At 65.8% G+C, this 25,601-nt stretch carries 26 protein-coding genes and 2 pseudogenes; 8 read left to right on the top strand and 20 right to left on the bottom strand.

What is annotated here, in order from left to right; translation table 11 throughout:
* Positions 1 to 8: 8 nt before the first annotated feature.
* The 16 genes from codA to ACUXVH_RS14440 all read right to left on the bottom strand — a co-directional run bounded on the left by codA (position 9) and on the right by ACUXVH_RS14440 (position 14,194).
* Positions 9 to 1,265: a cytosine deaminase gene (gene codA, locus ACUXVH_RS14515; protein ID WP_015636379.1), complete on the bottom strand. Its 1,257-nt coding sequence runs from the start codon at positions 1,263 to 1,265 to the stop codon at positions 9 to 11.
* Between the two features lie 170 nt (positions 1,266 to 1,435).
* A complete protein-coding gene (codB, locus tag ACUXVH_RS14510) occupies positions 1,436 to 2,707 on the bottom strand; it encodes a cytosine permease (protein WP_011062316.1) in 1,272 nt (423 codons plus the stop codon).
* 172 nt (positions 2,708 to 2,879) lie between these two features.
* Entirely contained in the window at positions 2,880 to 3,077 is a 198-nt protein-coding gene (locus tag ACUXVH_RS14505) for a helix-turn-helix transcriptional regulator (RefSeq protein ID WP_015636377.1), read from the bottom strand.
* On the bottom strand, positions 3,074 to 3,448 hold the full coding sequence (locus ACUXVH_RS14500) for a hypothetical protein (protein WP_065363198.1): 375 nt from the start codon (positions 3,446 to 3,448) through the stop codon (positions 3,074 to 3,076). The genes ACUXVH_RS14505 and ACUXVH_RS14500 overlap by 4 nt, the downstream gene beginning before the upstream one ends.
* Before the next feature lie 86 nt (positions 3,449 to 3,534).
* A complete protein-coding gene (locus ACUXVH_RS14495; protein ID WP_011062313.1) occupies positions 3,535 to 4,158 on the bottom strand; it encodes an NUDIX hydrolase in 624 nt (207 codons plus the stop codon).
* A 100-nt stretch (positions 4,159 to 4,258) separates the two neighbouring features.
* Positions 4,259 to 5,230, bottom strand: a complete 972-nt coding sequence (locus ACUXVH_RS14490; RefSeq protein WP_011062312.1) for an oligopeptide/dipeptide ABC transporter ATP-binding protein — start codon at positions 5,228 to 5,230, stop codon at positions 4,259 to 4,261.
* Positions 5,227 to 6,222: an ABC transporter ATP-binding protein gene (locus ACUXVH_RS14485; protein WP_011062311.1), complete on the bottom strand. Its 996-nt coding sequence runs from the start codon at positions 6,220 to 6,222 to the stop codon at positions 5,227 to 5,229. Before ACUXVH_RS14485 ends, ACUXVH_RS14490 begins: the two co-directional genes overlap by 4 nt.
* On the bottom strand, positions 6,219 to 7,118 hold the full coding sequence (gene ddpC / locus ACUXVH_RS14480; protein ID WP_445495190.1) for a D,D-dipeptide ABC transporter permease: 900 nt from the start codon (positions 7,116 to 7,118) through the stop codon (positions 6,219 to 6,221). The genes ACUXVH_RS14485 and ddpC overlap by 4 nt, the downstream gene beginning before the upstream one ends.
* Before the next feature lies 1 nt (position 7,119).
* The gene (locus ACUXVH_RS14475) at positions 7,120 to 8,136 is read right to left on the bottom strand and encodes an ABC transporter permease (protein ID WP_445495188.1); all 1,017 of its coding nucleotides are present in this window, start codon (positions 8,134 to 8,136) and stop codon (positions 7,120 to 7,122) included.
* A gap of 118 nt (positions 8,137 to 8,254) precedes the next feature.
* Entirely contained in the window at positions 8,255 to 9,829 is a 1,575-nt protein-coding gene (locus ACUXVH_RS14470; protein WP_011062308.1) for an ABC transporter substrate-binding protein, read from the bottom strand.
* A gap of 148 nt (positions 9,830 to 9,977) precedes the next feature.
* Positions 9,978 to 10,535 (bottom strand): D-alanyl-D-alanine dipeptidase, encoded by a 558-nt coding sequence (gene ddpX / locus ACUXVH_RS14465; RefSeq protein ID WP_093409446.1) that lies wholly within the window; start codon positions 10,533 to 10,535, stop codon positions 9,978 to 9,980.
* Between the two features lie 32 nt (positions 10,536 to 10,567).
* Positions 10,568 to 11,428 carry a MurR/RpiR family transcriptional regulator gene (locus ACUXVH_RS14460; protein WP_015636369.1) on the bottom strand — a complete coding sequence of 287 codons (861 nt, stop codon included), beginning with the start codon at positions 11,426 to 11,428 and terminating at the stop codon, positions 10,568 to 10,570.
* Positions 11,429 to 11,568: 140 nt separating this feature from the next.
* Entirely contained in the window at positions 11,569 to 12,075 is a 507-nt protein-coding gene (locus ACUXVH_RS14455; RefSeq protein ID WP_194237549.1) for a nucleoside 2-deoxyribosyltransferase, read from the bottom strand.
* A gap of 17 nt (positions 12,076 to 12,092) precedes the next feature.
* Complete coding sequence (locus tag ACUXVH_RS14450; protein ID WP_346625187.1) at positions 12,093 to 12,545, bottom strand: GNAT family N-acetyltransferase; 453 nt, start codon at positions 12,543 to 12,545, stop codon at positions 12,093 to 12,095.
* 83 nt (positions 12,546 to 12,628) lie between these two features.
* Complete coding sequence (gene queD / locus ACUXVH_RS14445; protein WP_011062303.1) at positions 12,629 to 12,985, bottom strand: 6-carboxytetrahydropterin synthase QueD; 357 nt, start codon at positions 12,983 to 12,985, stop codon at positions 12,629 to 12,631.
* A 129-nt stretch (positions 12,986 to 13,114) separates the two neighbouring features.
* Positions 13,115 to 14,194 (bottom strand): patatin-like phospholipase family protein, encoded by a 1,080-nt coding sequence (locus tag ACUXVH_RS14440; protein ID WP_065363203.1) that lies wholly within the window; start codon positions 14,192 to 14,194, stop codon positions 13,115 to 13,117.
* Positions 14,195 to 14,355: 161 nt separating this feature from the next.
* Between ACUXVH_RS14440 and ACUXVH_RS14435 the strand changes: the two genes are divergently transcribed.
* The 4 genes from ACUXVH_RS14435 to ACUXVH_RS14420 are packed head-to-tail and all read left to right on the top strand — an operon-like array spanning position 14,356 to position 16,959.
* A complete protein-coding gene (locus tag ACUXVH_RS14435) occupies positions 14,356 to 14,664 on the top strand; it encodes a PepSY domain-containing protein (RefSeq protein ID WP_011062301.1) in 309 nt (102 codons plus the stop codon).
* Positions 14,664 to 14,981 carry a PepSY domain-containing protein gene (locus tag ACUXVH_RS14430; RefSeq protein ID WP_011062300.1) on the top strand — a complete coding sequence of 106 codons (318 nt, stop codon included), beginning with the start codon at positions 14,664 to 14,666 and terminating at the stop codon, positions 14,979 to 14,981. The genes ACUXVH_RS14435 and ACUXVH_RS14430 overlap by 1 nt, the downstream gene beginning before the upstream one ends.
* Positions 14,981 to 15,649, top strand: coding sequence for a response regulator transcription factor (locus ACUXVH_RS14425; RefSeq protein WP_011062299.1), 669 nt, complete (start codon positions 14,981 to 14,983; stop codon positions 15,647 to 15,649). Before ACUXVH_RS14430 ends, ACUXVH_RS14425 begins: the two co-directional genes overlap by 1 nt.
* Complete coding sequence (locus ACUXVH_RS14420; RefSeq protein ID WP_011062298.1) at positions 15,646 to 16,959, top strand: sensor histidine kinase; 1,314 nt, start codon at positions 15,646 to 15,648, stop codon at positions 16,957 to 16,959. Before ACUXVH_RS14425 ends, ACUXVH_RS14420 begins: the two co-directional genes overlap by 4 nt.
* A gap of 58 nt (positions 16,960 to 17,017) precedes the next feature.
* On the opposite strand, the gene ACUXVH_RS14415 is transcribed toward ACUXVH_RS14420, so the two are convergent.
* Both ACUXVH_RS14415 and ACUXVH_RS14410 read right to left on the bottom strand, forming a co-directional pair.
* The gene (locus ACUXVH_RS14415; RefSeq protein ID WP_401402980.1) at positions 17,018 to 17,773 is read right to left on the bottom strand and encodes a methyl-accepting chemotaxis protein; all 756 of its coding nucleotides are present in this window, start codon (positions 17,771 to 17,773) and stop codon (positions 17,018 to 17,020) included.
* A gap of 102 nt (positions 17,774 to 17,875) precedes the next feature.
* Positions 17,876 to 18,946, bottom strand: a pseudogene (locus tag ACUXVH_RS14410) (HAMP domain-containing protein); the annotation flags it as partial.
* 566 nt (positions 18,947 to 19,512) lie between these two features.
* Between ACUXVH_RS14410 and ACUXVH_RS14405 the strand changes: the two are divergent.
* The 3 genes and pseudogenes from ACUXVH_RS14405 to ACUXVH_RS14395 all read left to right on the top strand — a co-directional run bounded on the left by ACUXVH_RS14405 (position 19,513) and on the right by ACUXVH_RS14395 (position 22,700).
* The gene (locus ACUXVH_RS14405) at positions 19,513 to 20,829 is read left to right on the top strand and encodes a Na+/H+ antiporter family protein (RefSeq protein ID WP_161466524.1); all 1,317 of its coding nucleotides are present in this window, start codon (positions 19,513 to 19,515) and stop codon (positions 20,827 to 20,829) included.
* Between the two features lie 191 nt (positions 20,830 to 21,020).
* Positions 21,021 to 21,794: pseudogene (locus tag ACUXVH_RS14400) on the top strand (cache domain-containing protein); the annotation flags it as partial.
* A gap of 84 nt (positions 21,795 to 21,878) precedes the next feature.
* Positions 21,879 to 22,700 carry a methyl-accepting chemotaxis protein gene (locus ACUXVH_RS14395; protein WP_370509004.1) on the top strand — a complete coding sequence of 274 codons (822 nt, stop codon included), beginning with the start codon at positions 21,879 to 21,881 and terminating at the stop codon, positions 22,698 to 22,700.
* A 149-nt stretch (positions 22,701 to 22,849) separates the two neighbouring features.
* Here the strand turns inward: ACUXVH_RS14395 and trhP are convergent, their stop codons facing one another.
* Complete coding sequence (gene trhP, locus ACUXVH_RS14390; protein ID WP_019092843.1) at positions 22,850 to 24,175, bottom strand: prephenate-dependent tRNA uridine(34) hydroxylase TrhP; 1,326 nt, start codon at positions 24,173 to 24,175, stop codon at positions 22,850 to 22,852.
* A 159-nt stretch (positions 24,176 to 24,334) separates the two neighbouring features.
* Here trhP and ACUXVH_RS14385 point away from each other — a divergent pair, with 159 nt between their 5' ends.
* Positions 24,335 to 25,396 (top strand): AI-2E family transporter, encoded by a 1,062-nt coding sequence (locus ACUXVH_RS14385; protein WP_346625185.1) that lies wholly within the window; start codon positions 24,335 to 24,337, stop codon positions 25,394 to 25,396.
* On the opposite strand, the gene ACUXVH_RS14380 is transcribed toward ACUXVH_RS14385, so the two are convergent.
* On the bottom strand, positions 25,393 to 25,575 hold the full coding sequence (locus ACUXVH_RS14380; protein ID WP_011062292.1) for a hypothetical protein: 183 nt from the start codon (positions 25,573 to 25,575) through the stop codon (positions 25,393 to 25,395). The genes ACUXVH_RS14385 and ACUXVH_RS14380 overlap by 4 nt on opposite strands.
* Positions 25,576 to 25,601 lie beyond the last annotated feature (26 nt).

Here is a 25,601-nt window from a genome sequence, read left to right as displayed (position 1 = left end):
GCCACGGGTCAGTCGCCGGCCAGTTGCACCTGGGCCATCTGCCGCTGCATCAGCACCTTGCCGTGGCGGATCGAGTACAGCGCCAAGCCCTGGCTGCGGATCATTTCGTAGTCGCTGTCGGCAGACAGGATCAGCAGGTTCGCCGGGCGACCTTCTTCGATGCCGTAGCGCTCGCCCAGGGCCAGGGCCTTGGCGCTGTTGTCGGTGACCAGGTCCAGGGCGTTCTGCAAGTTGCGGTAGCCGAGCATGTGGCAGATGTGCAGGCCGGCTTCCAGTACCCGCAGGATGTTGCCGTTACCCAGGGGGTACCAGGGGTCGACAATCGAGTCCTGGCCGAAGCACACGTTCATCCCGGCCTCCAGCAGCTCATTGACCCGGGTCACGCCGCGGCGTTTCGGGAAGCTGTCGAAGCGCCCCTGCAGGTGGATGCTTTCGGTGGGGCAGGAGACGAAGCTGATGCCCGAATGCCCCAGCAGGCGGAACAGCTTGGCGCAGTAGGCGTTGTCGTAGGAGCCCATGGCGGTGGTGTGGCTGGCGGTGACCCGGGAGCCCATGCCCCGGCTGCGCGCTTCTTCGGCCAGCACTTCAAGAAAGCGCGAATGCGGGTCATCGGTTTCGTCGCAGTGCACGTCCACCAGGCAATCGGTGCGTTCGGCCAGGTCCATGAGGAACTTCACCGAGCTCACGCCCTGGTCCCGGGTGTATTCGAAGTGCGGAATACCGCCCACCACATCGGCGCCCAGGCGGATGGCTTCTTCCATCAGCTCGCGGCCGTTGCGGAACGATTCGATGCCCTCCTGGGGGAAGGCGACGATCTGCAGGTCGATCAGGTGCGCGCTTTGCTCGCGCACTTCGAGCATGGCCTTGAGGGCGGTGAGGTCCGGGTCGGTGACGTCGACATGGGTGCGTACATGCTGGATGCCGTGGGCGGCCAGGGCGCGGATGGTCTTGTGGGCGCGGGCGCGGGTGTCTTCGGCGGTGATGGTGGCCTTGCGTTCGCCCCAGCACTCGATGCCTTCGAACAGGGTGCCGCTCATGTTCCAGCGCGGCTCGCCCGCGGTGAGGGTGGCGTCCAGGTGAATGTGCGGTTCGACGAAGGGCGGCACCACCAGGTTGCCGCCGGCATCCAGGTGCTCGGGGCCGAAGGCCGGCGCGGCGGTGGGGGCGTCCGGGCCCTGCTGGACGATGCGGGCGATGCGGCCGTTTTCCAGGTGCAGTTGGTGCAGGCCTTCACGGTGGCGCAGGCGGGCGTTGGTGATCAGCATCGGAGCGGTTCCTCGGGTCGGGCAATCAGCGGTTCAGCCGTGGGATCCGGGCGGCGGCCCTTGTCCCTCGGTCATTGGGCTGTGCTTCAACCGGTACCGGTCGAAGCAGGCAGGTGGTTCGGGGCGGGTCATGATAGACCCGGAACGCGCCGGGAGGGCAAGGCCCGGGTTCAGGCCCGGGCGTCGAGGGTGGCGCTGGTGCGGGCGCCGAGCCAGGCGCTGAGCAGGACATAGCTCAGGCTTGCTACGCCGATGCCCACCAACGGCGCGACCCAGGGCGAGCAGAAGGCCGCCAGGGTGCCCAGGCCATAGGCGGCCAGGCCCGGCCAGTTCCAGGCCGGCAACTGGCTGTCGGCCAGGCGCGGGTAGCGGCCGCGCCAGCGGTAGAAGAAGTCCGCCATGATCACCCCGCCAATCGGCGGAATCACCGTGCCCAACAGGATCAGGTAGGGCACCAGCAGGTCGTACATGCCGAGCATCGCCAGCAGGGTGCCGATCAGCGCGCCCACCAGGGTCACGGTCTTGCGCCGGTCGGTGCGCAACAGGTTGCAGCCGGCCACGGCGAAGTTGTAGATGGTGTTGTCCTGGGTGCTCCAGATGTTCAACAGCAGCATGGCCATGGCCGCCATGGCAAAACCCTGGAGCAGCAGCACTTCGACCACGTCCGGCTGCTGGTAGACGATGGCGCCGTAGGCACCGATCAGCACCATCAGGCCGTTGCCGATAAAGAAGCCGATCAGGCTGGCGCTCACCGCCACCCGCGCCGAGCGGGAAAATCGGGTCCAGTTGGTGGCCTGGGTGGCGCCGCTGACGAAGGTGCCGAACACCAGGGTGATGGCGCTGGAGAGGTCCAGGCTGGCGCTAGGCGTGACCCCCAGCAAACCGTCGAGGCCGCCGATCTGCCGGGTGGCCACCCACATCGAAAGCAGCAACAGCAGGCCCATGGCCGGCACCGCGATCCAGGACAGGATCTCCAGGCCGCGATAACCGATGTAGGCGGTGGCGCAGAAGGCCATGCCGAACAGCAGCATCAGCCCCAGTACCGCACCCGGATCCAGCTGGAAATACTTGCCCAGCACCACCGCGGCGGTGGCGGTGCCCCAGGCGTACCAGCCGATCTGGGTGAAACCCAGGATCAGGTCGCTGAGCTTGCTGCCCCGTTCGCCGAAGCAGAAGCGCCCCATCAGCACCGTGTTCAGCCCGCTCTTGAAGGCGATGTAGCCCAGGCTGGCGGCGTAGATCCCCAGCAGCAGGTTGCCGACGAGGATCACCACCAGCAGGGTGGTGAAGTCGAAGGCCACCCCCAGCTTGCCGCCGGCGAACATGGTGGCAGTGAAGAAGGTGAAGCCCAGCAGCACCATGGCCATGGAGGCCAGGCCCTTGCGGGCGTGCTGCGGAACTTCGCTCAAGGGGTAGTCGTTGCCGGGTTCGTGCTGGGTCATGGGCCTGTCCCTGGTCGCAGTGATGCCACGCTGTTGCAGGCGCCGTGCCAATCCTTGACGGCAGGGCCGGGCGCCCCAGCAGTTATAGCCGATGCCCGTGCCCCTGCACCGGGTGCCTGTGGCCCGGGGGCGAAAGCGGTGCACCCTTGGGCCAGATTGGTTCACCGGCGGTTCAGTCCTCGTCGGGGCTGAAAATGCTTTCGATGGGCAACTGGAAGGCCCGGGCAATCTTGAACGCCAGGGGCAGGCTGGGGTCGTAGCGCCCGGTCTCGATGGCATTCACCGTCTGCCGTGACACCTCGAGGCGGGTGGCCAGTTCGGCCTGGGACCAGCCTTGCCGGGTGCGCAGTTCGCGCAGTTGGTTGTTCATCGGTAGCGCCGCACGCCGGCCACCGTGGCCAGGGCCCAGACCAGCCCCATCACGGGCCATACGTAGAACATCGAGAGCCGGGGCAGGCCGGCGGTTTCCAGGAAGCCGTAGCTGAAGGTGATCAGCGCGGTGCAGACAAAGGACAGGCCCAGGGCTTCGAGCTGGATGCGCCGGGCCAGTTCGTCCATGCGTCGCAACTGGCGCACCACCGCCAGGGCCATGGCCACCATGGGGACCACCGGCACCAGGGCCAGGGCGATCTTGCCCGGGCCCGGGTTCATGTCCGCCAGCCAGTGGCTGCTCAGCAGCACGCAGGCGATGTAGGCCAGCAAGGCCAGGCCGAATTCCCTGAAATAGCGTTTGGTGCCCATGGGCGATCTCCTTTTAGTAAAGTGTCCTTTACATTAGGGGAGGCGCTTTTTCATGTCAAGGGTGCTTTACATTAACGCCGTCACGCTCAGTCGAAGAGGGCCACGCTGCGCCGGCCTTCGTGGAAGTCGAAGGCCTCCTGGATATCCCGTTCCACAGTGCGTCCCTGGGACAGCGGCGGCAACTGGTCCGGGGCGAAGAACGCCGCGTCGCTGGTTTCGCTGCCGGCCATCGGGGCCTCGGCGTCTTGCCGTTCGCAGAGGAAGTAGAGCTTGTAGAAGTCCCGGTGATCGGGCTTGTAGGGCCCCTTGGCCTTGTGCCGCAGGCCGTACAGCTGGCGCACCGAAACCTGCAGCCCGGCTTCTTCGCGGATTTCCTTGATGATGTTCTGCGCCGCCGACAGGCCCACATCGGCGTAGCCCCCGGGCAAGGCCCAGAGGCCGTCGTGCTGCTCGCGCACCAGCAGGATCTTGCCGTCCTCGATCAGCGCGCCGCGCACTTCCACCATCGGCGTCGAGTAGCGCTGGGCGAAGTCCGAGACCAGTTCGTTGATGCGTTCCAGGGGCACGTTGCCCAGCTGCGCGAGCATGTCGTGGGCGATCTCGGCGACTTCCTGGTAGCGCTCGCGATCATGCACGTCGCGGCAAAAATGCAGGCCGGTGGAGGCGATGGCTTGCAGGCGTTTGGCGTGGGTCAGCCAGCTGCTTTCCATGAGAGAGGTTCCTGCAACGTCAGAGAGAAGGCGCTTGTTTAAGCCCTGGGCGCGCCGGGAGCAAGCACCACGCCGTGGCCGGCGGCGTGGCGCGGTGGGATCACCCGGTGAGCTGTTGCCGATGGCAACGCACTTGCTGCGTCGCATCGCCCAGCAGCTGTTGCGGCAGCTCGCAGCCCGGGCCGCGGCGGCTGCAGCGGTCGAAGAAGAAACAGCCGGCGGGCAGCTTGCGGTTGCCCGGCAGTTCGGTGGGCGCCGAGAGCTGGCTGTCCGCCAGGGGCGCACCGAGGCGCGGCACCGCATCCAGCAGCAGTTGGGTGTAAGGGTGGCGCGGGCGCTCCAGCACCTGTTCGGCGCTGCCCAGCTCCACGATCTGCCCCAGGTACATCACTGCCACCCGGTCGGCCATGTGCCGGACCACCGAGACGTTGTGGGAGATCAGCACGAAGGTCAGGCCGCGGCTGCGTTGCAGGTCCGCCAGCAGGTTGAGGATCTGCGCTTGCACCGAGATGTCCAGGGCCGAGGTCGGTTCGTCGAGGACGATGATGTCCGGGTTCGACGCCAGGGCCCGGGCAATGGCGATGCGCTGGCGTTGGCCGCCGGAGAACTGGTGCGGGTAGCGCTCCAGGTATTCGCCGCGGATGCCTACCTGCTGCGCCACCTTGGCGGCGATTTCGCGCATCTGCGCCACCGGGGTGTTGCCCAGGGCGAACAGCGGCTCGGTGATGATCTTCCAGATCGGCAGGCGCGGGTCGAGGGACGACTGCGGGTCCTGGAACACGATCTGCACGTGGCTGTGGCGCTCGCGGTCGCTGGCGTAGGCCCAGCGCAGGTCGCCGCTGCTGGGCTTGACCAGGCCCATGAGCAGTTGCGCCAGGGTGCTCTTGCCGCAGCCGGATTCGCCGACGATGCCCAGGGTTTCCCCGGGGCGCAGTTCCAGGTCGATGCCGTTCAGGGCATGGGCGAAGGCCCGCGGCCGGCCCAGCCAGTCGTTGCTCAGGGGAAAGCGCACCTGTACATCGTTGAGGCGCAGCAGCGGCTCGCTGCCGGCTCGGGGTTGCGAAGCATTCATTGGGCGGACTCCGGGGCAGCCAGCCAGCAGGCGCTCTTGTGCTGCTGGCTGGCGTTGATCGAATGCAGCGGCGGCCGTTGGGCACACACCGCCATGGCCTGGCTGCAGCGCTCGCGGAAGGTGCAGCCGCCGGGCAGGTGAGCAAGGTTGGGCACCTGCCCGGGAATGGTCAGCAGCGGCTCGCCGGGGCGCACTTGCTCCGGCAGGCCGCTGAGCAGGCCACGGGTGTAGGGGTGTTGCGGGTCGAGCATGACCTGGGCAGTACTGCCTTGCTCCACCACGGCGCCGGTGTACATCACATAGACCCGGTCGCAGAACTGCGAGACCACCGCCATGTCGTGGGTGATCAGGAGGATCGCGGTGCCCCGTTGCCGGGCTTTCTCGCGCAGCAACAGCAGCACCTGGCGCTGCACGGTCACGTCCAGGGCGGTGGTGGGTTCATCGGCGATCAGCAACTGCGGATCGCAGGAAAACGCCAGGGCGATCATCACCCGCTGGCGCATGCCGCCGGACAGCTCGAAGGGGTAGGCCTGCAGCACCTGCTCGGGGTCGGCGATGTGCATGTCGCGCAGCAGGTCGATGGCCTTGGCCCGGGCCTGTTCCTGGCTCAGGCGCTGATGATGGATGATCACGTCGAGCATCTGCCGACCGATGCGCCGGGTCGGGTTGAGGGCAGTCATCGGCTCCTGGAAGATCATCGCCGCATCGCGGCCGCGGATCTGCAGCAGCTGTTTTTCCGGGGTGGCGAGCATGTCGCGGCCCAGCAGGCTGAGGCTGCCGGAGGTGATGCGGTAGCTGCGCTCGGGCAGCAGCCGCAGGCTGAGCATGGCGGTCACCGACTTGCCCGAGCCGGATTCGCCGACCACGCCGACGATTTCCCCCGGGTTGACGTGCAGCGACACGCCGTTGAGGGCCTGCACATTGCTGCGGTAGGCGGGGAATTCCAGGCTCAGGTTGTCGATGTTGAGAACGGCGGATGAGCTCATGGTCATTTCCCCTGTTGTCGTGGATCGAGCAGGTCACGGATGCCGTCACCCAGCAGGTTGAAACCGGTGGCGGTGAACAGGATCGCCAGCCCGGGGAAGGTCGAGTACCACCAGTTGTCGAGGATGAAGTTGCGCCCGGTGGCCACCATCGCCCCCCATTCGGCGGTGGGCTGCTGCGCACCCAGGCCAATGAAGCCCAGGGCCGAGGCCATGAGGATGGCGCTGCCGATGTCCAGGCTCAGTTGCACCAGCAGCGGCGGCATGGCGTTGCGCCCCACGTGCCAGCTTACGATGTGCCAGCGCCCGGCGCCGTAGGTCTGGGCCGCCTTGACGTAGCCCATCTGGCGGATGCTCAGGGCCTGGCCCCGGGCCAGGCGCACATAGAACGGAATGCGTACCAGGGTGATCGCCAGCATGGCGTTGAACAGGCTCGGGCCCAGGGCGGCGGCCAGGGCCATGATCAGCACCAGCGATGGCACCGAGAGCATGATGTCCATCAGGCGCATGATCAGGCTGTCGAAGCGCCCGCCGATGATCCCCGACAGGCAGCCCAACAGGCCCCCGGCCAGGCACGAGGCGAAGGCCACGAACAGGCCCACGCCCACCGACTGGCGGCTGCCGTGGAGCACCCGGGTGAACAGGTCGCGGCCCACTTCGTCGGTGCCGAACCAATGGGCGGCGCTGGGAGCGGCCAGGCGCTGGGCCAGGTTCAGGGCATTGGGATCATGGCTCGACAGCCAGGGGGCGAAGGCCATGCACAGCAGCACCAGCAGGGTCATGCACAGCCCGGCGATGGTCAGCGGGCTTTGCCGCACGCGGTAGCCCAGGTAGGCCAGGCGGGTGCGCCAGCCGCTGGCCTGCGCGGTGGGTTGTGGCAGGGGAATGTTCAAGGGAGCGGACATCTCAACTTACCTCGCCAATGCGCGGATCGATCACCCGGTACAGCAGGTCGATCGCCATGTTCAGCAGCACATAAATGAACGACACCAGGATCGCGAAGCCCATCACCGCCGGGAAATCCAGGGCCTGGATCGACTTCACCACGTAGGCGCCCATGCCCGGCCAGGCGAATACCGTTTCGGTCAGTACCGCGCCGTACAGCAAATCGCCCAGGGTCAGGCCGAGCACCGTCACCGAGGGGATCAGGGCGTTGGGCAGGGCGTGGCGCAGGATCACCGCCCAGCGCGACAGGCCGTAGGCCCGGGCGGTGCGGATGTAGTCCTCGCCGAGTTGGTCGAGCATCGCCGAGCGGATCTGCCGCGCCACCACCCCGAGGTTGACGAAGCCCAGGGTCACCGCCGGCAGGATCAGGTGCTGCAGGGCATTGAGGAACAGCGGGATGTCCCCGGCCAGCAGCGAGTCGATCAGGTAGAAGCCGCTGACCGTGGGCGGCGGCTCCAGGCCTTCGTCCAGGCGCCCGCTGCCGGGCATCCAGCCGAGGTGGCCGTAGAACAGCACGATCAGCCCCAGCCCCAGCCAGAACGCCGGGGTGGAAATGCCGGTGACCGCCAGGGTGCGGGCGATCTGGTCGATGAAGCGGTTGTGATAGACCGCCGACAGTACCCCCAGTGGCACCCCCACCAGCACCGACAGCAGCAGGGCGGCCAGGGCCAGCTCCAGGGTTGCCGGGAAGAAGCTCTGCAGGTCCTCCAGCACCGGGCGGCTGGTGCGGATCGAGGTGCCCAGGTCGCCGTGCAGCAGGTCGAGCATGTAGCGCCCGTACTGCTGGTACAGCGGCAGGTCCAGGCCCAGCTGGTGGCGGATGTTCTGCACGATGGCATCGCTGGCCCGGTCGCCGGCGATCAGCCGCGCCGGGTCACCGGGAATCAGGTGCGAGATGGTGAAGGTAATCAGCGAAACCCCGACCACGACCAGCAACAGGCCGAGCAGGCGTTTGCGCAACATATTCAGGAAGGCCATGAGGCAACCTCGTTAACGCTTGACGAACGGCAGGGGGCACGACGGCCCCTCGCCGGGGACACGGCAACCCGGCGCCGCCCCGTTTCAGGGGCCGGCGACGGGGAACGCAGGGCCGGTCCTACTTGCTGATTTCGGCGATGTTGAACACCTGTTCCAGCATCGGGTGGAACACGTAGCCCTTCACCGAATCGCGCATCGGCAGGCTGTAGTTCTTCTGGTACAGGTAGGCGTAGACGTTGTCCTTGAGGACGATCTTCTGCGCCTTCTGGTACAACTCGATGCGCTTGGCGGTGTCGTTGGTGGCCGCGGCATCGCGGATCAGGCTGTCCACCTCGGGGTTGCTGTAGAACGAGCGGTTGCCCGGCAAGCCCTGCAGGCTGGAGTCGAACCAGAAGTTCATGAACATGTAGGGGTCGGCGAAGTCCGGGCTCCAGGAGCCGATGGCCACGTCGTAGTCGCCCTTGCCCACCCGTTCACGCATGGTGGCGTTGGCCAGCTTCTCCATCTTCAGGTTGATGCCCAGGGGCGCCAGGCCCGCTTGCAGGGTCAGGCCGATGGACTCCCAGTTGGCGTCCTTGTCCGAGTAGAGGTAGGTCAGGTTGCTGATTTTCTGCGGGACCTTGGCCAGGCTGGCCTTGGCGCCGTCGAGGTTCTGCTGCATCAGCGGCAGGCTCGGGTCGTGGGCCCACATGCCGTCGGGGATCGGCCCGTTCATCAGCTTGGCCTGGCCCTTGAGGATGCCGTCGACGATGCCCTTGTAGTCGATGGCCTGGACCAGTGCCTGGCGCGCTTCGACGTTGTCCAGGGGCGCACGCTTGTTGTTCAGGTACAGGTAGTTGACCCGCAGCGAGGGGAAGGTCTGGATCACGATGCCTGGCTTGCCGGCCAGGGTGCCGAGCTGGTCTTCGGGCATGTCCTCGATGATGTCCAGGTCGCCGCGTTCCAGTTGCAGGCGGCGCACCGAGGCCTCGCTGATGATCTTGATCACCACCTTGTTCAGGCTCGGCTTGGGGCCGGCGTAATAGCTGTTGGGTTCCAGCGTCAGCGCCTGGCCCTTCTGCCAGTTGCTCAGGCGGAAGGCCCCGGAGCCGGCGGTGTGGGTCGAGAGGTAGGCGTTGACGTCCTCGCCCTTGTTGGCCACGTCCGGGTTGATGATGCCGCCGCCGTTGTGGGCCAGGGTGTAGAGGAAGGGCGCGTAGGGTTTCTTCAGGGTGAAGCGCACGGTCAGCGGGTCGACCACGGCCACGCTCATGTCATCCGGGAAGGCGCCGGACGGGCCTTGCTTGAGCTGCATCAGGCGGTCGAAGGAGAACTTCACCGCGGCGGCGTCCACCGGCTTGCCGTCGTCGAACTTGTTGCCCGGCTTGAGCTTGAAATCCCAGGTCAGGTTGTCGGCGGAGGTGCTCCAGCTCTCGGCCAGGTCGCCCTGGACTTCGGTGCTGCCCTTGCCGTTCTCGACCTTGTAGGTCACCAGCTTCTGGTAGGCCGGGTAGGTCACGGCCCAGTCGTTGTTGTCGATGGTTACGGCGGGGTCGAGGGTCTGCGGGTCGGCGGCCTTGCCGATCATCAGGGTGTCCTTGGGCGCGGCGGCGCTGGCTGCCTGCCACGCGCCCAGGCTCAGGGCGGCGCACAGCAGGGACAGGGCGACACGGGTGGACAGACGCACATCAGGGTGATTGCGGTTAGGGGTCATGCCGGTTTCCTTGATCATTCGATGTTGGGAAGTTCGTCAGGTTTTTTATAAAAGCTATAACCGGGCAGTTGTTGCTGAAGCAGTGTTGCAGTAGGACCGGCTTGGGGCAGTTAGCTGCCTGTTGTTGTGGCCGGTGGGGAGCGGGAAATCAGTGTTCGAAGGGCTGGTCGTGCTCCTGGATCAGGGGAAAGTCCTCGGCGTTGGGCAGCTCGTAGTGCCACCACTCGGTGGGGATGGCCTCGAAGCCGGCGCTGAGCATGATCCCCAGCAGCATCAGGCGGTTGCGCTGCACCTGGGGCGGCAGGTCGCTGTAGAACTGGTGCGACTTGGGCTCCATGGCGTCGAAGGCGGTGCCCATGTCCAGCGGCTGGCCGGTTTCATCCACCAGGGTCAGGTCCACGGCCACGCCCCGGGTGTGGTGCGAGCCCAGGCGCGGGTCGCGCACGTAGTCCGGGTTGGGCAGGGCCTGCCACAGCAGGTGCTGGGCGTAGGCCGGGCGGTAAGCGTCGTAGATGCGCAGGCCCAGGCCGGCCATGCGTGCCAGCTGGCTGGCCTTGTACAGGCAGGCGGCGGCGTCCTTGTGCAGCAGGCAGCGGGCGTTGCGATAGATCACCTGGCCGGCCAGGTTGTCGGCGCTGGCGTAGATCAGGTCGATCTGAAGCTGATGGCGCTGGGCGTCGATTTCGACAAGGGGGCTGTTGTTCACTCACTCACTCCATCTGGGTTAACGCTTGAAGGTCAGGACTCGAACTGGCCGAAGGCTTCCTGCAACTGTCGGTTCTTGGCCAGGCGCTGGTCCAGGCGCTCGCCATAGCCCTCGGCCACGGCGGACACCATCAGGTTGAACAGGCAGGTCAGGGGCGCGAGGGAATCCCAGAACTGGCCGACATCGGTTTTCAGTTGCAGCAGGTCCAGCGGGTAGTCCCGGGCCCAGGGGCACTGCAGGTCGGTGACCAGGGCCAGGGGCAGGGCGTTGGCATTGGCCACTTCGCAGAAGGTCTGGGTGATGCTGGAGTAGGCGCGAAAGTCGGAGATGATCGCGTAGGGCTTGGCAAAGCCGGAGTTCAGGGTTTCGGCGTAGATGCCTGAAAGCCCGTCCACGTAGTAGACCTTGGGCCGGATGTATTCCAGGTGGCTGTGGAAGGCGTTGAGGATGCCCCGGGTCGACTGGATGCCGATGATGAACACCGCGTCGGCCTCGACGATCTGTTGCACGATGGCGGCGAAGGGCTGGCTGCGGGCCAGGCCATAGACATGCTGGATGGCCTCGATCTCGCGATGCATCGAGCGCTCCAGGGCATCGTCCTGATGGGCTTCGCTGCGAAAGGCGCCGAGCCGATCGGTGATCAGCCAGGAGGCCGGGGCATCGCCGCGCAGGCCTTGCTTGACGTCATCCAGGTTGCGATAGCCCAGCGAGCGCAGGAAGCGCCCCACGGAAATCCCCGTGGTGCCGGCTTGCTGGGCGATGCTGTCGGCGGTCTCGAAGGGCAACTGCTGGAGGTTGGCCAGCAGGTAGGTGGCGATGCGCTTGCCGGTGGGGGTCAGGCTTGCAAACTGCTGTTCCAGGGTGACTTGGAAACTGTTCTTGTCCATGACCATCTCGCCGGGCGTTCGCTGGAAATGTTATTTGTGTTTCATTTTTGTATCTCGTGTTAGAAACATAACATCGGCTTTCGCGACAAGACAAGGCTTTTGTCCGGGGTGGTCGTTTTCGGCAGAAAGTGACGTTGCCGGCTATCTCAGCCCGATGGAGGGGAAGCGCTCAGCCAGCACCCGAGGTCGAAGATGGCGGCTTCCACACTGCTGCTGCGGCCGCTCCAGCTGCAGGCCAGCATCAGGTTGCGCGGCAGGTTGAAGTCCTCCACCGCAAAGCCCTGGGCGTCGCGCCCGGCGTGATCGTGGGGCACCTGCCGGCGCAGGGTGGCGGGGCCTTCGAAGTAGGCCCACACCGGTTTGCCCAGGGCGACCGCCGCGCCCACTTCGAAGGCGGTGCCGGAATCCGGCTCCAGGCCGCGAAAGTCATTCAGGTTGGCCAGCAATGCATCGCAGCCGCGGATCATCTGCAGGTTCTGCCGGTAGATCCACTGTGCGGTGGCTTCTGGCGTGAGGTGAGGTGGCGCCTGGTTATCCAGGGGAAACAGGCCGTGCAGGCCCTGGGCGCTGCACAGTTGCTTGAGGTATTCGCCATGGGCCGGGGCGTCGGCGCGAAACACATCGAAGCCGGCGAGGTAGATACGTGGAGGCATGGAGAGGGCTCCTGGGTTCAGTCCAGTGGCTTGCTCATGTACACCCGGTGCAGGCCGTGCTCCACGGCGCGGTGGGTTTCCACGTAGCCGTGGCGGCTGTACAGGGCGATGTTCTCGCTCATGGCTGCGTTGGTGTACAGGCGCACGCAACGGTGACCGGCGGCCACGGCCTGTTGTTCGGCAAAGGCCAGCAGTTGCCGGCCATGGCCCCGGCCCTGGGCCTCGGGGTGGACCGCCAGGTTGTCCAGCAGCAGGGCTTGATGGGCGTCCAGCAGGACAACGAAACCGGCGATTGCCTGCTGCTCCTCCAGGACCCAGACCTGCCGGGCCAGCACCAGGCACGAATAGTCTTCGAGCATGGGCGCCGGTTCCCGGCCGATCCGCGCGATATAGGGCGCATAGGCGCGCTTGGCGATGCCTTCGATGGCGGCGAGGTCGGGCAGGGCAGCGGGGCGAATGGTCGGCGGCATGGGCGCGAGTGCTCGGGTAACGGCGGGGTGGGGCAATCATAGGCATAAAAAAACCACCCCGTGGGGTGGTTTCTTCGGCGGGCTTATTCGCCGCGGTAGATGCAGCCGCTGGTGCAGGTTTCGTGGATGCGGATCGCACTCAGCTCCGGCAGCAGGGGCTTGAGCTCATTCCAGATCCATTTGGCCAGGACTTCGCTGGTGGGGTTTTCCAGGCCGGGAATGTCGTTCAGGTAGTTGTGGTCCAGGCGCTCGTACAGCGGCTTGAAGATCGCCTTGATTTCCGAGAAGTCGCGGATCCAGCCGGTGTGTGCGTCGACCTCGCCACTGAGGTGGATCGCCACCTTGAACGAGTGGCCATGGAGGCGGCCGCACTTGTGGCCCTCGGGCACGAAAGGCAGGCGGTGGGCGGATTCGAAGGTAAATTCTTTGAAGATTTCCACAGTGTCGGTCAGCTCTGTCAGATGGCTATCGCCCGGGGGCGAGTTGAGGCAGGCGGCGAGTTTATCAGCTTGCCCCGGCGCTTGCGGAAAAACCCTGACTAAAGGGTCAGTGCGCGGCCTGGGGCACCCTCACAGGCTTTGCAGGCGTTCGCCCAGGCGATTCTGCGCCGCCAGTTCGAGGAACTCGTCCCCCAGGCGCCGGCTTTCGTCCATGGCGCTGCGCCAGTATTTTTGCCGGCCGGCGTCGTCGCCCATGAAGCGCTTGAAGTCGTTGCGGTCCGGCAGCTTGCCGTAGGGCAGGCGCGCCAGGTATTCCTTCGACGGCGCCAGCAGCAAGACGTCCCGCAGGCGCTCCGGGCTGGCCCGGCGCCAGGGCAGGGTCTTGTCGAACCAGCCGGGGATCACCCGGTCGGTGAAGTGCGGGTAGAGCACGATGTCGCTGCCGCTGTAGGGCAGGTCCAGGTGGTAGTCCAGCAGGCCGCCGTCGCGGAAGGTGCCGGCCCCGGCGCCGGGCAGTTCGCGCACGCCCTGCATGACCATGGGGATCGAGCCCGAGGCCAGCAGCGCCTGGCGCAGGTTGCCGCGGTCCAGGGGCACGAAGCGCGAGGGGAAGTCTTCCAGGGCGTGCAAGGGCGGGGCCAGGCGCGGGTCGTGCAGCACCAGGCGCTCGAAGTGCCGGGCCAGGCGCGCGCGGCCCCGCAGATTGTCGGCGATCACCGAGGACAGCCCCAGGCCGAGGCGCCCGCGATGGTCGTCGGCGAGCAGGCCGTGGCTTTTGACCACCATGATGTTCAGCCGGTAGTGAGGGTTGTCGAGGATCGAGGCGTCGCGGCCCTCCAGCAGGTCCTCGAGCATGCGCCGGGAGCTCTGGCTGATCTGCGCCATGGTCACGCCCTTGGCAAAGCTCTGGGCGTTGTACAACTGGCCGAGGCGGCGGATGCCTTCGGCGGCGTCCGGCAGGCAGGCGCTGGCGAAGCGCCAGGAACCCACCGAGGCGCCGATCAGCGAGCGTTCCCGGGGCGCCGATGGCAGCCATTCACCGAACAGCGCCAGGTCCAGGCCCTGGATGCCCAGGGCCTTGGGGCCGCCGGCGGCGCCGGGCAAGGTGCCGACTTCACGGGGGTGCAGGCCTTGCTGGCGGATGCGGGCCAGGGCGCGGGGGCCGGCCTTGAGGGTCAGGGCGGGAAACTTGATATGGATGGCGGTCATACCGGGCTCACTCTTGAATCAGCCGCCGAGTATAGAGACACCTGGGGCCGCGGGCCGAGTGAAACCTGTGTCAGACCCATGCTGGCCATTCAGTTTCAATTAAGTTGCCTTGGGTATGGTCTGCGGCATCGGCCTTTGGCCACCGACTTTGGAGAACTGCCATGAAGACCCTTGCCGCGCTGTTCGGCGCCAGCCTTGTCGCCCTGACCGCCAGCCTGGCCCACGCCCGCGACCTGGGGCCGGACGAAGCCCTGAGACTGCGCGACGCTGGTACCATTGTGTCCTTTGAAAAACTCAATGCCACGGCCCTGTCCCGGCATCCTGGGGCGAGCATCAGTGAAACCGAGCTGGAAGAAGAGTACGGCAAGTACATCTACCAGGTTGAACTGCGCGACCCGCAGGGGCTGGAATGGGACCTGGAACTGGACGCCGTGAGCGGCCAGGTACTCAAGGATCATCAGGACACCTAATGAACCGCACTCTGCGCACCGCCGGCAGCCGTGCAGCCCTGGCGCTGCTGCTGTTCTGCTCCCTGGCCATGGCCCGCGACCTGGACCAGGACGAGGCCCTGCGCCTGCGCCAGCAAGGGGTGATCCTGCCCCTGGAGCAACTGCTCAAGCAGGCCATGGACCGTTACCCCGGGGCCAAGCTGCTGGAGGCCGAGCTGGAAGAAAAGCACGATGTGTACATCTATGAAGTCGAGTTGTTGACTGTGGACGGGGTGGTTCGCGAGCTGGACCTGGAAGCCGCCACCGGGCGTTTGTTGAAAGATGAGGAAGACGACTGATGCGCCTGCTTGTGGTGGAAGACCACGTATCCCTGGCCGATGAACTGCTTGAAGGCCTGAACCGCCAGGGCTACGCCGTGGACTGGCTGGCCGACGGCCGCGACGCGCTGTACCAGGGCGCCAGCGAACCCTATGACCTGATCATCCTCGACCTCGGCCTGCCCGGGGTGCCGGGCCTGGAGGTGCTGCGAAAGTGGCGCGCCGATGGCCTGGCAACGCCGGTGCTGGTCCTCACCGCCCGCGGCTCCTGGGCCGAGCGCATCGAGGGGCTCAAGGCCGGCGCCGACGATTACCTGAGCAAACCGTTCCATCCCGAAGAGCTGCACCTGCGGGTCCAGGCCCTGCTGCGCCGCTCCCATGGCCAGGCCAACCAGCAGACCCTGCAGGCCGCCGGGCTGCACCTGGACGAGGGCCGGCAATGTGTGGTCCGCGACGGCCAGGATGTCTTGCTGACCGCCGCGGAGTTCCGCCTGTTGCGCTATTTCATGCTGCACCCGCAGCAGATCCTTTCCAAAAGCCACCTGGCCGAACACCTCTACGACGGTGAAACCGAGCGCGATTCCAACGTCCTTGAAGTTCACGTCAACCACCTGCGGCGCAAGCTGGGCCGCAGTGTGATCGAAACCCGCCGCGGCCAGGGTTATCTGTTCGGCGGAACCGCTTCGTGAGATCGATCCAGCGCCGCCTGAGCCTGGGCCTGATCACGGTGATGGTGGTGGTCGGGCTGGTGCTGGCGCAGACCAGCCTCTGGCTGTTCGAGGTGGGCCTGCAACGCTACCTGGAAGCCGGCCTGCGCAACGACAGCGAGAGCCTGCTGCTGGCCCTGGTGCGCGGCCCTCAGGGGCTGCAGCTGGATGAACGACGTCTGTCGCCGGCCTACCAGCGGCCGTTTTCCGGGCACTATTTCCGTATCGATTTTGCCGATGTGCACTGGCGCTCGCGCTCGCTGTGGGACCAGGAACTGCCGCAACTGGAGCGCGCCGGCCTGCAGGGCAACCTGCAACTGGGGCCGGAGGGCCAGCAACTGCTGGTGCTGCGCAGCGACTACAAGCGCCTCGGGCAGTCGATCTCCATCAGCGTGGCCCAGGACTACACCCCGGTGCGTGAAAGCTTCCAGCGCATGCGCCAGATCGGCCTCGGGCTGGGGCTGGCCGGGCTGCTGCTGATCCTGCTGCTGCAACGCCTGACCGTGCGCCGCGCCCTGCGCCCGCTGGAAACCGCCCGCGAGCAGATCGCCCAGTTGCAACAGGGCCAGCGTTCGCAACTGGATGCCCAGGTGCCGGTGGAACTGGAGCCCCTGGTGGCGCAGATCAACCACTTGCTGGCCCATACCGAAGACAGCCTCAACCGTTCCCGCAATGCCCTGGGCAACCTGGGCCATGCCTTGAAGACCCCGCTGGCGGTGCTCCTGAGCCTGGCGTCGAGCCCCAGGCTCGACGGCCACCCCGAGGTGCGCAGGATGCTCCAGGAACAGTTGGAGCAGGTGCAGCAGCGCCTCAATCGCGAACTCAACCGCGCGCGGCTGGCGGGGGATGCGCTGCCCGGGGTGCTGTTCGAGTGCGATGCCGAGCTGCCGGGGCTCCTGGCGACCTTGAACATGATCCATGGCCAGCACCTGGAACTGAGCTACCAGGCGCCACCGGGGCTGCGCCTGCCCTGGGACCGGGAAGACCTGCTGGAGCTCCTGGGCAACCTGCTGGACAACGCCTGCAAATGGGCGGATGCCCAGGTGCGCCTGAGCGTGGAAGAGCGGCCGCAGGGCTTCTGCCTGGCGGTGGACGACGACGGCCCGGGCATCCCCGAAGCGCGGCGCGATGAGGTCTTCGGCCGGGGCACGCGCCTGGATGAACAGACCCACGGCCACGGGCTGGGCCTGGGCATCGTGCGCGACATCGTCGACGCCTGCGGTGGAACCCTGAACCTGGGGGAAAGCGAGTGGGGCGGCTTGCGGGTAGAGATCGAGCTGCCCAGGCGCTGAACTTGCCGGGCGCCAGGTTCGGCGCCCGTGGCGGCTATCGCAGCCTGCGGCAGCGGGGTCAGACGCGGAACTGGTCCATCAGGCTCTGTTGCTGGTTGGCCAGGCTGTTGAGCGACTGGCTGACCCGCGCCGATTCATTGGCCTGCTCCGACAGCGATTCGGTGACATCGCGAATGGTCGCCACGTTGCTGTTGATCTCTTCGGCCACCGCGCTCTGCTGTTCGGCCGCGCTGGCGATCTGCAGGTTCATGTCGCTGATCACGGTTACCGCATCGCCGATCTGGCGCAGGGCGGTGACCGCCTGGCCCACTTGTTCGACGCTGCCCTGGGCCTGGCGATGGCTGTTGTTCATCGAACCCACCACCTCCCGCGTGCCGTTCTGCAGTTGCTCGATCACCAGGCGGGTTTCTTCCACCGACTCCTGGGTGCGCTGGGCCAGGTTGCGCACCTCATCGGCCACCACCGCGAAGCCGCGGCCGGCTTCCCCGGCGCGAGCGGCTTCGATGGCCGCGTTCAAGGCCAGCAGGTTGGTCTGCTCGGCAATCGAGCGGATCACTTCCAGTACCGTGCCGATCTGCTCGCTGTTGGCAGCCAGGCCTTCGACCTGGGTCATGGCGGCGCTCATGTCGGCGGCCAGCAAGTCGATGCTGCGGGTGGTGTGGTCGATCACGTTCAGGCCCTGGCGGGTGGCCTGGTCGGCATCCCGCGCGGCCTGGGCGGCCTGGGCCGCGCTGCGGGCCACGTCCTGGGCGGTGGCGCTCATTTCATGGGAAGCGGTGGCCACCTGGTCCACCTGGCGATACTGCTGCTCCATGCCGGCGCTGGTCTGGGTGGCGATGGCCGAGGACTGGTCGGCGGTGCCGCGAGCGTCCTGCACCGAGCGTTTCACCTCGGCGATGATCGGCTGCAGCTTGTCCAGGAAGCGGTTGAACCAGCCGGCCAGTTGGCCCAGTTCGTCCTGCTTGTCGTAGGCCAGGCGCCGGGTCAGGTCGCCTTCGCCGCTGGCGATGTCTTCGAGCATGTGGGCCACGCCGAGGATCGGCCGGGTCACGCTGCGGGCCATCAGCCACACCAGCAACAGGCCCACCACCGCGGCCAGCAGGCCCAGGCCGAGCTCGATCAGGGTGCCGCTGTTGTTGCGCGCATCCAGCTCGCTTTTCAGGGCTTCGGCCGGGCCTACCAGGACTTTTTCCGGCACATCCAGCAGTACGCCCCAGGCCTTGCCACCGGGGATCGGGGTGAAGGGCGCCAGCACCTTGAGTTCACGGTTGCTGTGCAGGCTCTGGGTCTGGGTGCTGTTGGCCAGCAGGCGGATCAGCTCGGCGCCGTTGGTGGTGTCGACGCTGTCCAGGCGCTGGCTGAGCTTGCTGGCGTCCGGGCTGTAGCCGGCCAGCAGGCCCACCGGGCTCAGGATGCTGACGTTGGTCTGGCCGGCATAGAGGCGCTTGCTGGCGCTCTGGCTGATGGCCTGGAGGCTGTTGAGGTTGATGTCCACCGACAGCGAAGCGATGACTTTGCCGTCCACCATCAGCGGGAAGACGATGCTGGTCATCAGCACCTTCTGGCCGTCGATGTCATAGAAGTAGGGTTCGATCACGCAGGGCTTGAGGGTGCTGCGCGGGCAGGTGAACCAGGCGTTGGCCGGCTGGCCGCTGGGGCCGGTGCGGGTGTCGCTCATGTCGCTTTCGGGCAGTGACATGGAGGTCAGCTTGCCCGGGGTGGGTTGGGACCAGTACAGGGCGAAGCGGCCCTTTTCGTTGCTACCCAGTTCGCTCTGGCCGCCGAACAACTCGTCCTTGCCGTCCAGGGCGTTGGCTTCGAACACCAGGGACAGGCCCAGCAAGTCGGGGTTGGCCTGCAGCGCCGACTTGACCTGGCGGGTCAGGTCCTCGCGCAGGTCGAAGGCGTCGAGGAAGCGTTTCTCGGCCTGTTCCCGCAGGAACAGCACCTGGCGCGAGAAGCCGTGGCCGTATTGATAGGCGTCCATGAATTGCTGGCGAATGCCCAGTGCCTGGACTTCACCCTGGGCCTCGATCCGCGCCTGGGCGGCTTCGTTGAGCATCTCCATGCTCGAGGCCTTCACCAGCTCGGAGCTGTGCTCCATGCGATACAGCGAAAGCCCCACCAACAGCGACACGATGCCCAACAGGCAGAGTCCGGCCAGCAAGGTGATTTTCCATTGGATGGAAAGTTGTCTGAGCGACATGGAGACGTCCTTTATTCGATAAATATCTGAGACTTTGCACTGTAGCGGCCGACCAATGGCGTTCTTTAAACGCTTGTTCGAAATAAACCGCGAGGCGCTGGGGCTGCTGTGCAGCCCGGTGCGGGCAAGCTCCCTCGCCACGGGTACGGGGTTGGTCTTGGGGGCTTTACGAGCAAGCTCGCTCCTGCGGGCGGCGGGGTGCGGGGTTTTGACAAGCCGGGTCGGCTGCTGCAAAGTGCGCCCCCCTAATAAGAACCTCTTTCATTTCGATGTCGGCAGCCCGCTGCCTTCCGGTCGGTCACAGGCTTTTGCGCCATTTTTAGCGGCGCAGTAATGAGGTAACGATGATTAACGCAGTAATTGCCGCGGTTGGCGTAATGCTGGTGCTCAGCCTGTCCCGCGTGCATGTAGTGATCGCCCTGATCATTGGCGCCCTGGTGGGTGGCCTGGCCGGCGGCCTGGGCATCGAGGCCACGCTCAAGGCCTTCAATAGCGGCCTGGGGGGCGGTGCCACCGTGGCCATGTCCTACGCCTTGCTCGGTGCTTTCGCCGTGGCGATTGCCAAATCCGGGCTGGCCCACGCGTTGGCGGACAAGATCCTGCTGCTGGTGGACCGGCAGGACGCCAACGGCGGCGGCCAGGTCAAGTGGCTGCTGATCGGCCTGCTGTGGGTGGTGGCGATTGCCTCGCAGAACATCCTGCCGATCCACATTGCCTTCATTCCGCTGCTGGTGCCGCCGCTGCTGTATGTGCTGACCAAGCTGCAACTGGATCGCCGGCTGATCGCCTGTGTGATCACCTTCGGCCTGATCACCCCCTACATGTTCCTGCCGGTGGGTTTCGGCAACATCTTCCTCAACGAAATCCTCCTGGCCAACGTGGCCCGCAGCGGCGTCGATATCAGCCAGGTCAACGTCACCCACGCCATGGGCATTCCCGCCCTGGGCATGCTTTGCGGCTTGCTGCTGGCGTTCTTCAGCTACCGCAAGAAGCGCGTCTATGACCTGGACCGTATCGAGAAGGTCGAACAGGTGGCGGTGCAGTACAACCCGCGGACCCTGCTGGTGGCCGCGGCGGCCATAGTCGCGGCGTTCGTGATCCAGCTGCTGCTGGACTCGATGATTATCGGTGCCTTGTGCGGCTTCCTGATTTTCTCGGTGTCGGGCATCGTGCGCTGGCGCGAGACCGACGACCTGTTCACTGAAGGCATGAAGATGATGGCCATGATCGGCTTCATCATGATCGCCGCCTCGGGGTTCGCCGAAGTGATGAAGGCCACCGGCGAGGTCAATTCCCTGGTCCAGGCCTCGGCGGCCTGGATCGGCCACAGCAAGGGCGTGGGCGCCTTGCTGATGCTGCTGGTGGGCCTGCTGGTGACCATGGGCATCGGCTCGTCGTTCTCCACGGTGCCGATCCTCGCGGCGATCTTCGTGCCTTTGTGTGTGCAACTGGGCTTCAGCCCGCTGGCCATCGTCTGCATCGTCGGCACCGCCGGTGCCCTGGGCGATGCCGGTTCGCCGGCCTCGGACTCGACCCTGGGACCGACCTCGGGCCTGAATATCGACGGCCAGCACCACCACATCTGGGACACCGTGGTTCCGACCTTCCTGCACTACAACCTGCCGCTGCTGGCCTTCGGCTGGGTGGCGGCCATGGTCCTCTGATCATCTCGCTCTCGTAGAAGCCGGGGGTTGTCGTAAGAGCTGGCTTGCCAGCGAAGGCATCGGCAAGGTCGGTGCAAGGCTCGAGGGCCCCTTCGCCGGCAAGCCGGCTCCTAGGGGTTCAGGCTCAACTTTTTTTTTGGCGTGCCGTTAACGGCATATCACGCCAATAAAAAACCAAGAGTGAGCCCCCTATGCGCTTGAGCCTGAAGGCCAAAGTCCTGTCCCTGGCAGTACTCCCGGTACTGCTGTTCGCCCTGGTGATCAGCCTGAGCACCGTGCTCATGCTGCGCCAGCAGGCACAGAAGGAAGTCGAGGAAACCCGCAACCGGCTGCTGACTGAAGCCAAGGCCACCCTGCAGAGTTATGTGGAAGTCGCGCTGACTACCGTCAAGCCGCTCTACGATGCGGCGGCGCAGGGCGATCAGGCCGCCCGGGCCGAAGTGGTCAAGCTGCTGTCCAATATCAGCTATGGCAAGGACGGCTACTTCTTCGGCTACGACTCCGAGACTGTGCGCCTGTTCAAGGGCAACAGCCCGGACGGCGTGGGCAAGAGCTTCAAGGACAACCGCGACCCCAATGGGGTGTACGTCAACCGCGAGCTGGTGCGGGTCGGCAAGGACGGCAGCCACTATGTGCAATACAGCTCGACCCAGCCGGGCAGCGACGTGCTGGTGCCCAAGCTGGGCTACACCGAGTACCTGCCCAAGTGGGACATGGTGCTGGGCACCTCGGTCAACCTCGATGGCATCGACGCCCAGGTCGCCGCAGTGCAGAGCAGCGTCAACCAGCGCATGGAAGGCATGGTCCTGAGCATCCTCGGGATCGCCGCGGTGGTGCTGGTGGTGATCGCCGCCCTGGGCATGCTGGTGGCCAACACCATGCTGCGCCCGCTGAACCTGATGAAAGCCAACCTCGACGATATCGCCGCCGGCGAGGGCGACCTGACCCGGCGCCTGGCCATTACCAGCCAGGACGAACTGGGGCAGTTGGCAGGCTCGTTCAACCGCTTTGTCGACAAGATCCACGGCCTGGTGCGCCAGATCACCGAGATGACCGGCCAGCTCACCGAGCTGGTGACCCAGGTCTCGGATCAGGCCCAGCGTTCGGAACAGGCCATGGAGCGCCAGCGCCACGAGACCGATCAGGTGGCCACGGCGATCAACGAAATGTCTTCCGCAGCCCATGAGGTGGCTCGCAGTGCCCAGGGCGCAGCCGTTGCCGCCCAGCAGACCGATGAAGAGGGCCAGGCGGCCAAGCGCGTGGTGGATGGCAGCATCCAGCAGATCCATGCGCTGGTCAGTGATATCCGCAACAGCGGTACTTCCCTGGACAGCCTGCAGCAGGACGTGACGTCGATTGTCAGCGTGCTGGACGTGATCCGCTCGATCGCCGAGCAGACCAACCTGCTGGCCCTGAACGCCGCCATCGAAGCGGCTCGGGCCGGGGAGGCCGGGCGCGGTTTTGCGGTGGTGGCCGACGAAGTACGGGCCCTGGCCAGCCGCACCCAGCAGAGCACTCAGGAAATCCAGGGCATGATCGACCGCCTGCAGCAGGGCACCCGGGTGGCGGTGGACGCCATGCGCCGTTCCAGCGATGCGGGCGACGGCACCTCGGTGAAGGCCAACGAAGCCGGGGCGTCGCTGGACACCATGGCCCAGTTGATCGGCACCATCAATTCGATGAACGCGCAGATTGCCAGTGCGGCGGAAGAACAGACCGCGGTGGCCGAAGAGATCAATCGCAGCGTGCATCAGATTGCCGTGGCGGTGGACAGTGTGGCCGATGAAACCCAGCGCGGCGCCCAGACTTCCCGCAGCCTGGCGGACCTGGGCCAGCGCCTGGGGCGGCTGGTGGGACAATTCCGTATCTGAGGGCGGGGCGCCGGTGGCTGGTGTAGCCGCTGCCAAGCCTGCGAGGCTGCGAAAAGGCCCGAAGGGCCTTGCGTGGCGGTCTTTTGGCAGCCCATCAGAAGGTCCCACCGCCCCCGTCAGCAGCTACATCAGGGTGTTACCTGCACGGCTCAGGCGCTGATATCGCGCATCAGCAGGCCAAAGCGCAGGTCCACCTGATCAGGGATCGGCAGGTACACCGTATGGCCGTCACCTGGCGCCACTTCGATGGCTTCGCCCTTGGCGTTCTGCAACTGGTGCAGGTCGAAGTGGAAGTTGCCCCGAGGGGTCATCAGTTCCATGTGATCGCCCAGGGCGAAACGGTTTTTCACCTTCACTTCGGCCAGGCGGTCGCGGCGTTCGCCGGTCAGTTCACCGACGAACTGCTGGCGCTCCGACACCGAGCTGCCGTTCTGGTAGTTCTGATACTCGTCATGCACATGCCGGCGCAGGAAACCCTCGGTGTAGCCGCGCTGGGCCAGGGACTCCAGATCGCTCATCAACTGGCGGTCGAACTCGCGGCCAGCGGCGGCATCGTCGATCGCCCGGCGATAGACCTGGGTGGTGCGTGCGCAATAGAAGTGCGACTTGGTGCGCCCCTCGATCTTCAGCGAGTGCACGCCCATGCGGGTCAGGCGCTCCACGTGCTGCACCGCCCGCAGGTCCTTGGCGTTCATGATGTAGGTGCCGTGCTCGTCCTCGAAGGCCGGCATCAGCTCGCCCGGGCGATTGGCTTCCTGCAGCAGGAACACCTGGTCGGTGGGGGCGCCCAGGCCCAGGGTCGGCTCCGGCTGGTAGCTCTGCACGATGTCGCCCACGGCATTCTCGGTGGCCGCCTGGGCGCTGTATTTCCAGCGGCAGGCATTGGTGCAGGTGCCCTGGTTGGCGTCGCGCTTGTTCATGTAGCCCGACAGCAGGCAACGCCCGGAGTAGGCCATGCACAGCGCCCCGTGGACGAAGACTTCCAGCTCCATGCCCGGCACCTGCTGGCGGATTTCCTCGATCTCCTCCAGGGACAGTTCCCGGGACAGGATGATCCGGGTCAGGCCCTGCTGTTGCCAGAACTCGACGCTGGCCCAGTTCACCGTGTTGGCCTGCACCGAGAGGTGGATCGGCATCTGCGGGAAGTGCCGGCGTACCAGCATGATCAACCCCGGGTCGGACATGATCAGCGCATCCGGGGCCATCTCGATCACCGGCGCCAGGTCCTTGAGGAAGGTCTTGAGCTTGGCATTGTGTGGGGCGATGTTGACCACCACGTAGAAGCGCTTGCCCTGGGCCTGGGCCTCGCGGATGCCGAGGGCCAGGTTGGCATGGTCGAATTCGTTGTTGCGTACCCGCAGGCTGTAGCGCGGCTGGCCGGCGTACACCGCGTCGGCGCCGTAGGCGAAGGCGTAGCGCATGTTCTTCAGGGTGCCGGCGGGGGCCAGGAGTTCGGGTTTGGCGAGGAGCGTCATGGGGCTGTCGGTCGCAAAAGGTCGCGAGGGTAAGCCAGTGCGCTAGGGTATTCATTGATCTGGATCTATGCCGACAGCAGAAAAAACGGCACTCGGCGCCGCGGCCGGGGACTAAGCCTCAGGACGCTGATTTTCCGCGTGACAGACCTGGACCTGTAGATGAACCAAACCAACCTGCAAAACAAAAGCCTGCTGCTATTGCTGGCACTGGTGACCCTGGCCTTTATCTGGATTCTGCTGCCGTTCTACGGTGCGCTGTTCTGGGCAGTGATCCTGGGCATTGTCTTCGCCCCCTTGCAGCGTCGGCTGCAGGCCCGCTTCGGCTGGCAGCGCAACTTGACGTCCCTGTGCACCCTGTTGATCTGCCTGGTGATCGCGATTCTGCCGGTGATCATCACCAGCGTGCTGCTGGTGCAGGAGGGGGCCGAGCTGTACAAGAAAATCGAAAGCGGCCAGCTGGATATCGCCGCCTACCTGGCTCAGTTCAAGCACAGCCTGCCGCCGTACTTCCAGCACCTGCTGGACCGCTTCGGCCTGGGCGAACTCAAGGGGCTGCAGGAGAAGGTGGTCAAGAGCGCGATGCAGGGCAGCCAGTACCTGGCGACCCAGGCTTTCAGCTTCGGCCAGGGCACCTTCGAGTTCGTGGTGAGCTTCTTCATCATGCTCTACCTGCTGTTCTTCTTTCTGCGCGACGGCCCGGAGCTGGTGCGCAAGATCCGCACCGCCGTGCCCCTGGCGGAATACCAGAAGCGCCGCCTGCAATTGAAGTTCAACCGAGTGGTGCGGGCCACGGTCAAGGGCAATGTGCTGGTGGCGGTGACCCAGGGCGCCCTGGGGGGCTTGATCTTCTGGTTCCTCGAAATTCCCAGCGCCTTGCTCTGGGCGGTGCTGATGGCGTTCCTGTCACTGTTGCCGGCCGTGGGGGCGGGGATTGTCTGGGGGCCGGTGGCGGCCTACTTCCTGATCAGCGGAGCGATCTGGCAAGGGGTGGTGCTGGGGCTGTTCGGGGTGTTCGTGATCGGCCTGGTGGACAACCTGCTGCGGCCCATCCTGGTGGGCAAGGACACCAAGATGCCGGACTACCTGATCCTGATCTCGACCCTGGGAGGGCTGGCGATCTTCGGCCTCAACGGCTTTGTCATCGGGCCCCTGATTGCCGCGCTGTTCATGTCCAGCTGGGCCCTGTTCGTCGAGACCCGGCCTCGGGTGCAGTTGCCTTAGGGCTGGACGATGCGCAGCGCCAGTTGCCGGGACAGGGTCTGGGCGGCGGGCAGGGAGGTCAGCGGGCCGCTGACCATCTCGCCGTCGCGCACCAGGTACCAGCAAGCCAGCAACCCCAGTTCCCTGAGCGATGCGGGGACCGCGCTGCCAATGACGGACATGATCTGAATCTTGGGCATGACAACCTCCTCGATCTGAGGGGGTT

The sequence above is a fragment of the Pseudomonas sp. 8(2025) genome, from assembly GCF_052665325.1.
The sequence above is the reverse complement of the archived record's forward strand: the minus strand, read 5'-3'. Positions and strand labels throughout refer to the sequence as shown.

What these genes read in the sequence shown, in the direction of transcription:
- codA (WP_015636379.1), bottom strand. Translation starts at nt 1,265, where the DNA reads ATGCTGATCACCAACGCCCGCCTGCGCCACCGTGAAGGCCTGCACCAA.
- codB (WP_011062316.1), bottom strand. Translation starts at nt 2,707, where the DNA reads ATGACCCAGCACGAACCCGGCAACGACTACCCCTTGAGCGAAGTTCCG.
- ACUXVH_RS14505 (WP_015636377.1), bottom strand. Translation starts at nt 3,077, where the DNA reads ATGAACAACCAACTGCGCGAACTGCGCACCCGGCAAGGCTGGTCCCAG.
- ACUXVH_RS14500 (WP_065363198.1), bottom strand. Translation starts at nt 3,448, where the DNA reads ATGGGCACCAAACGCTATTTCAGGGAATTCGGCCTGGCCTTGCTGGCC.
- ACUXVH_RS14495 (WP_011062313.1), bottom strand. Translation starts at nt 4,158, where the DNA reads ATGGAAAGCAGCTGGCTGACCCACGCCAAACGCCTGCAAGCCATCGCC.
- ACUXVH_RS14490 (WP_011062312.1), bottom strand. Translation starts at nt 5,230, where the DNA reads ATGAATGCTTCGCAACCCCGAGCCGGCAGCGAGCCGCTGCTGCGCCTC.
- ACUXVH_RS14485 (WP_011062311.1), bottom strand. Translation starts at nt 6,222, where the DNA reads ATGACCATGAGCTCATCCGCCGTTCTCAACATCGACAACCTGAGCCTG.
- ddpC (WP_445495190.1), bottom strand. Translation starts at nt 7,118, where the DNA reads ATGTCCGCTCCCTTGAACATTCCCCTGCCACAACCCACCGCGCAGGCC.
- ACUXVH_RS14475 (WP_445495188.1), bottom strand. Translation starts at nt 8,136, where the DNA reads ATGGCCTTCCTGAATATGTTGCGCAAACGCCTGCTCGGCCTGTTGCTG.
- ACUXVH_RS14470 (WP_011062308.1), bottom strand. Translation starts at nt 9,829, where the DNA reads ATGACCCCTAACCGCAATCACCCTGATGTGCGTCTGTCCACCCGTGTC.
- ACUXVH_RS14460 (WP_015636369.1), bottom strand. Translation starts at nt 11,428, where the DNA reads ATGGTCATGGACAAGAACAGTTTCCAAGTCACCCTGGAACAGCAGTTT.
- ACUXVH_RS14455 (WP_194237549.1), bottom strand. Translation starts at nt 12,075, where the DNA reads ATGCCTCCACGTATCTACCTCGCCGGCTTCGATGTGTTTCGCGCCGAC.
- ACUXVH_RS14450 (WP_346625187.1), bottom strand. Translation starts at nt 12,545, where the DNA reads ATGCCGCCGACCATTCGCCCCGCTGCCCTGCCCGACCTCGCCGCCATC.
- ACUXVH_RS14440 (WP_065363203.1), bottom strand. Translation starts at nt 14,194, where the DNA reads ATGACCGCCATCCATATCAAGTTTCCCGCCCTGACCCTCAAGGCCGGC.
- ACUXVH_RS14435 (WP_011062301.1), top strand. Translation starts at nt 14,356, where the DNA reads ATGAAGACCCTTGCCGCGCTGTTCGGCGCCAGCCTTGTCGCCCTGACC.
- ACUXVH_RS14430 (WP_011062300.1), top strand. Translation starts at nt 14,664, where the DNA reads ATGAACCGCACTCTGCGCACCGCCGGCAGCCGTGCAGCCCTGGCGCTG.
- ACUXVH_RS14425 (WP_011062299.1), top strand. Translation starts at nt 14,981, where the DNA reads ATGCGCCTGCTTGTGGTGGAAGACCACGTATCCCTGGCCGATGAACTG.
- ACUXVH_RS14415 (WP_401402980.1), bottom strand. Translation starts at nt 17,773, where the DNA reads ATGGAGCAGCAGTATCGCCAGGTGGACCAGGTGGCCACCGCTTCCCAT.
- ACUXVH_RS14395 (WP_370509004.1), top strand. Translation starts at nt 21,879, where the DNA reads ATGACCGGCCAGCTCACCGAGCTGGTGACCCAGGTCTCGGATCAGGCC.
- trhP (WP_019092843.1), bottom strand. Translation starts at nt 24,175, where the DNA reads ATGACGCTCCTCGCCAAACCCGAACTCCTGGCCCCCGCCGGCACCCTG.
- ACUXVH_RS14385 (WP_346625185.1), top strand. Translation starts at nt 24,335, where the DNA reads ATGAACCAAACCAACCTGCAAAACAAAAGCCTGCTGCTATTGCTGGCA.
- ACUXVH_RS14380 (WP_011062292.1), bottom strand. Translation starts at nt 25,575, where the DNA reads ATGCCCAAGATTCAGATCATGTCCGTCATTGGCAGCGCGGTCCCCGCA.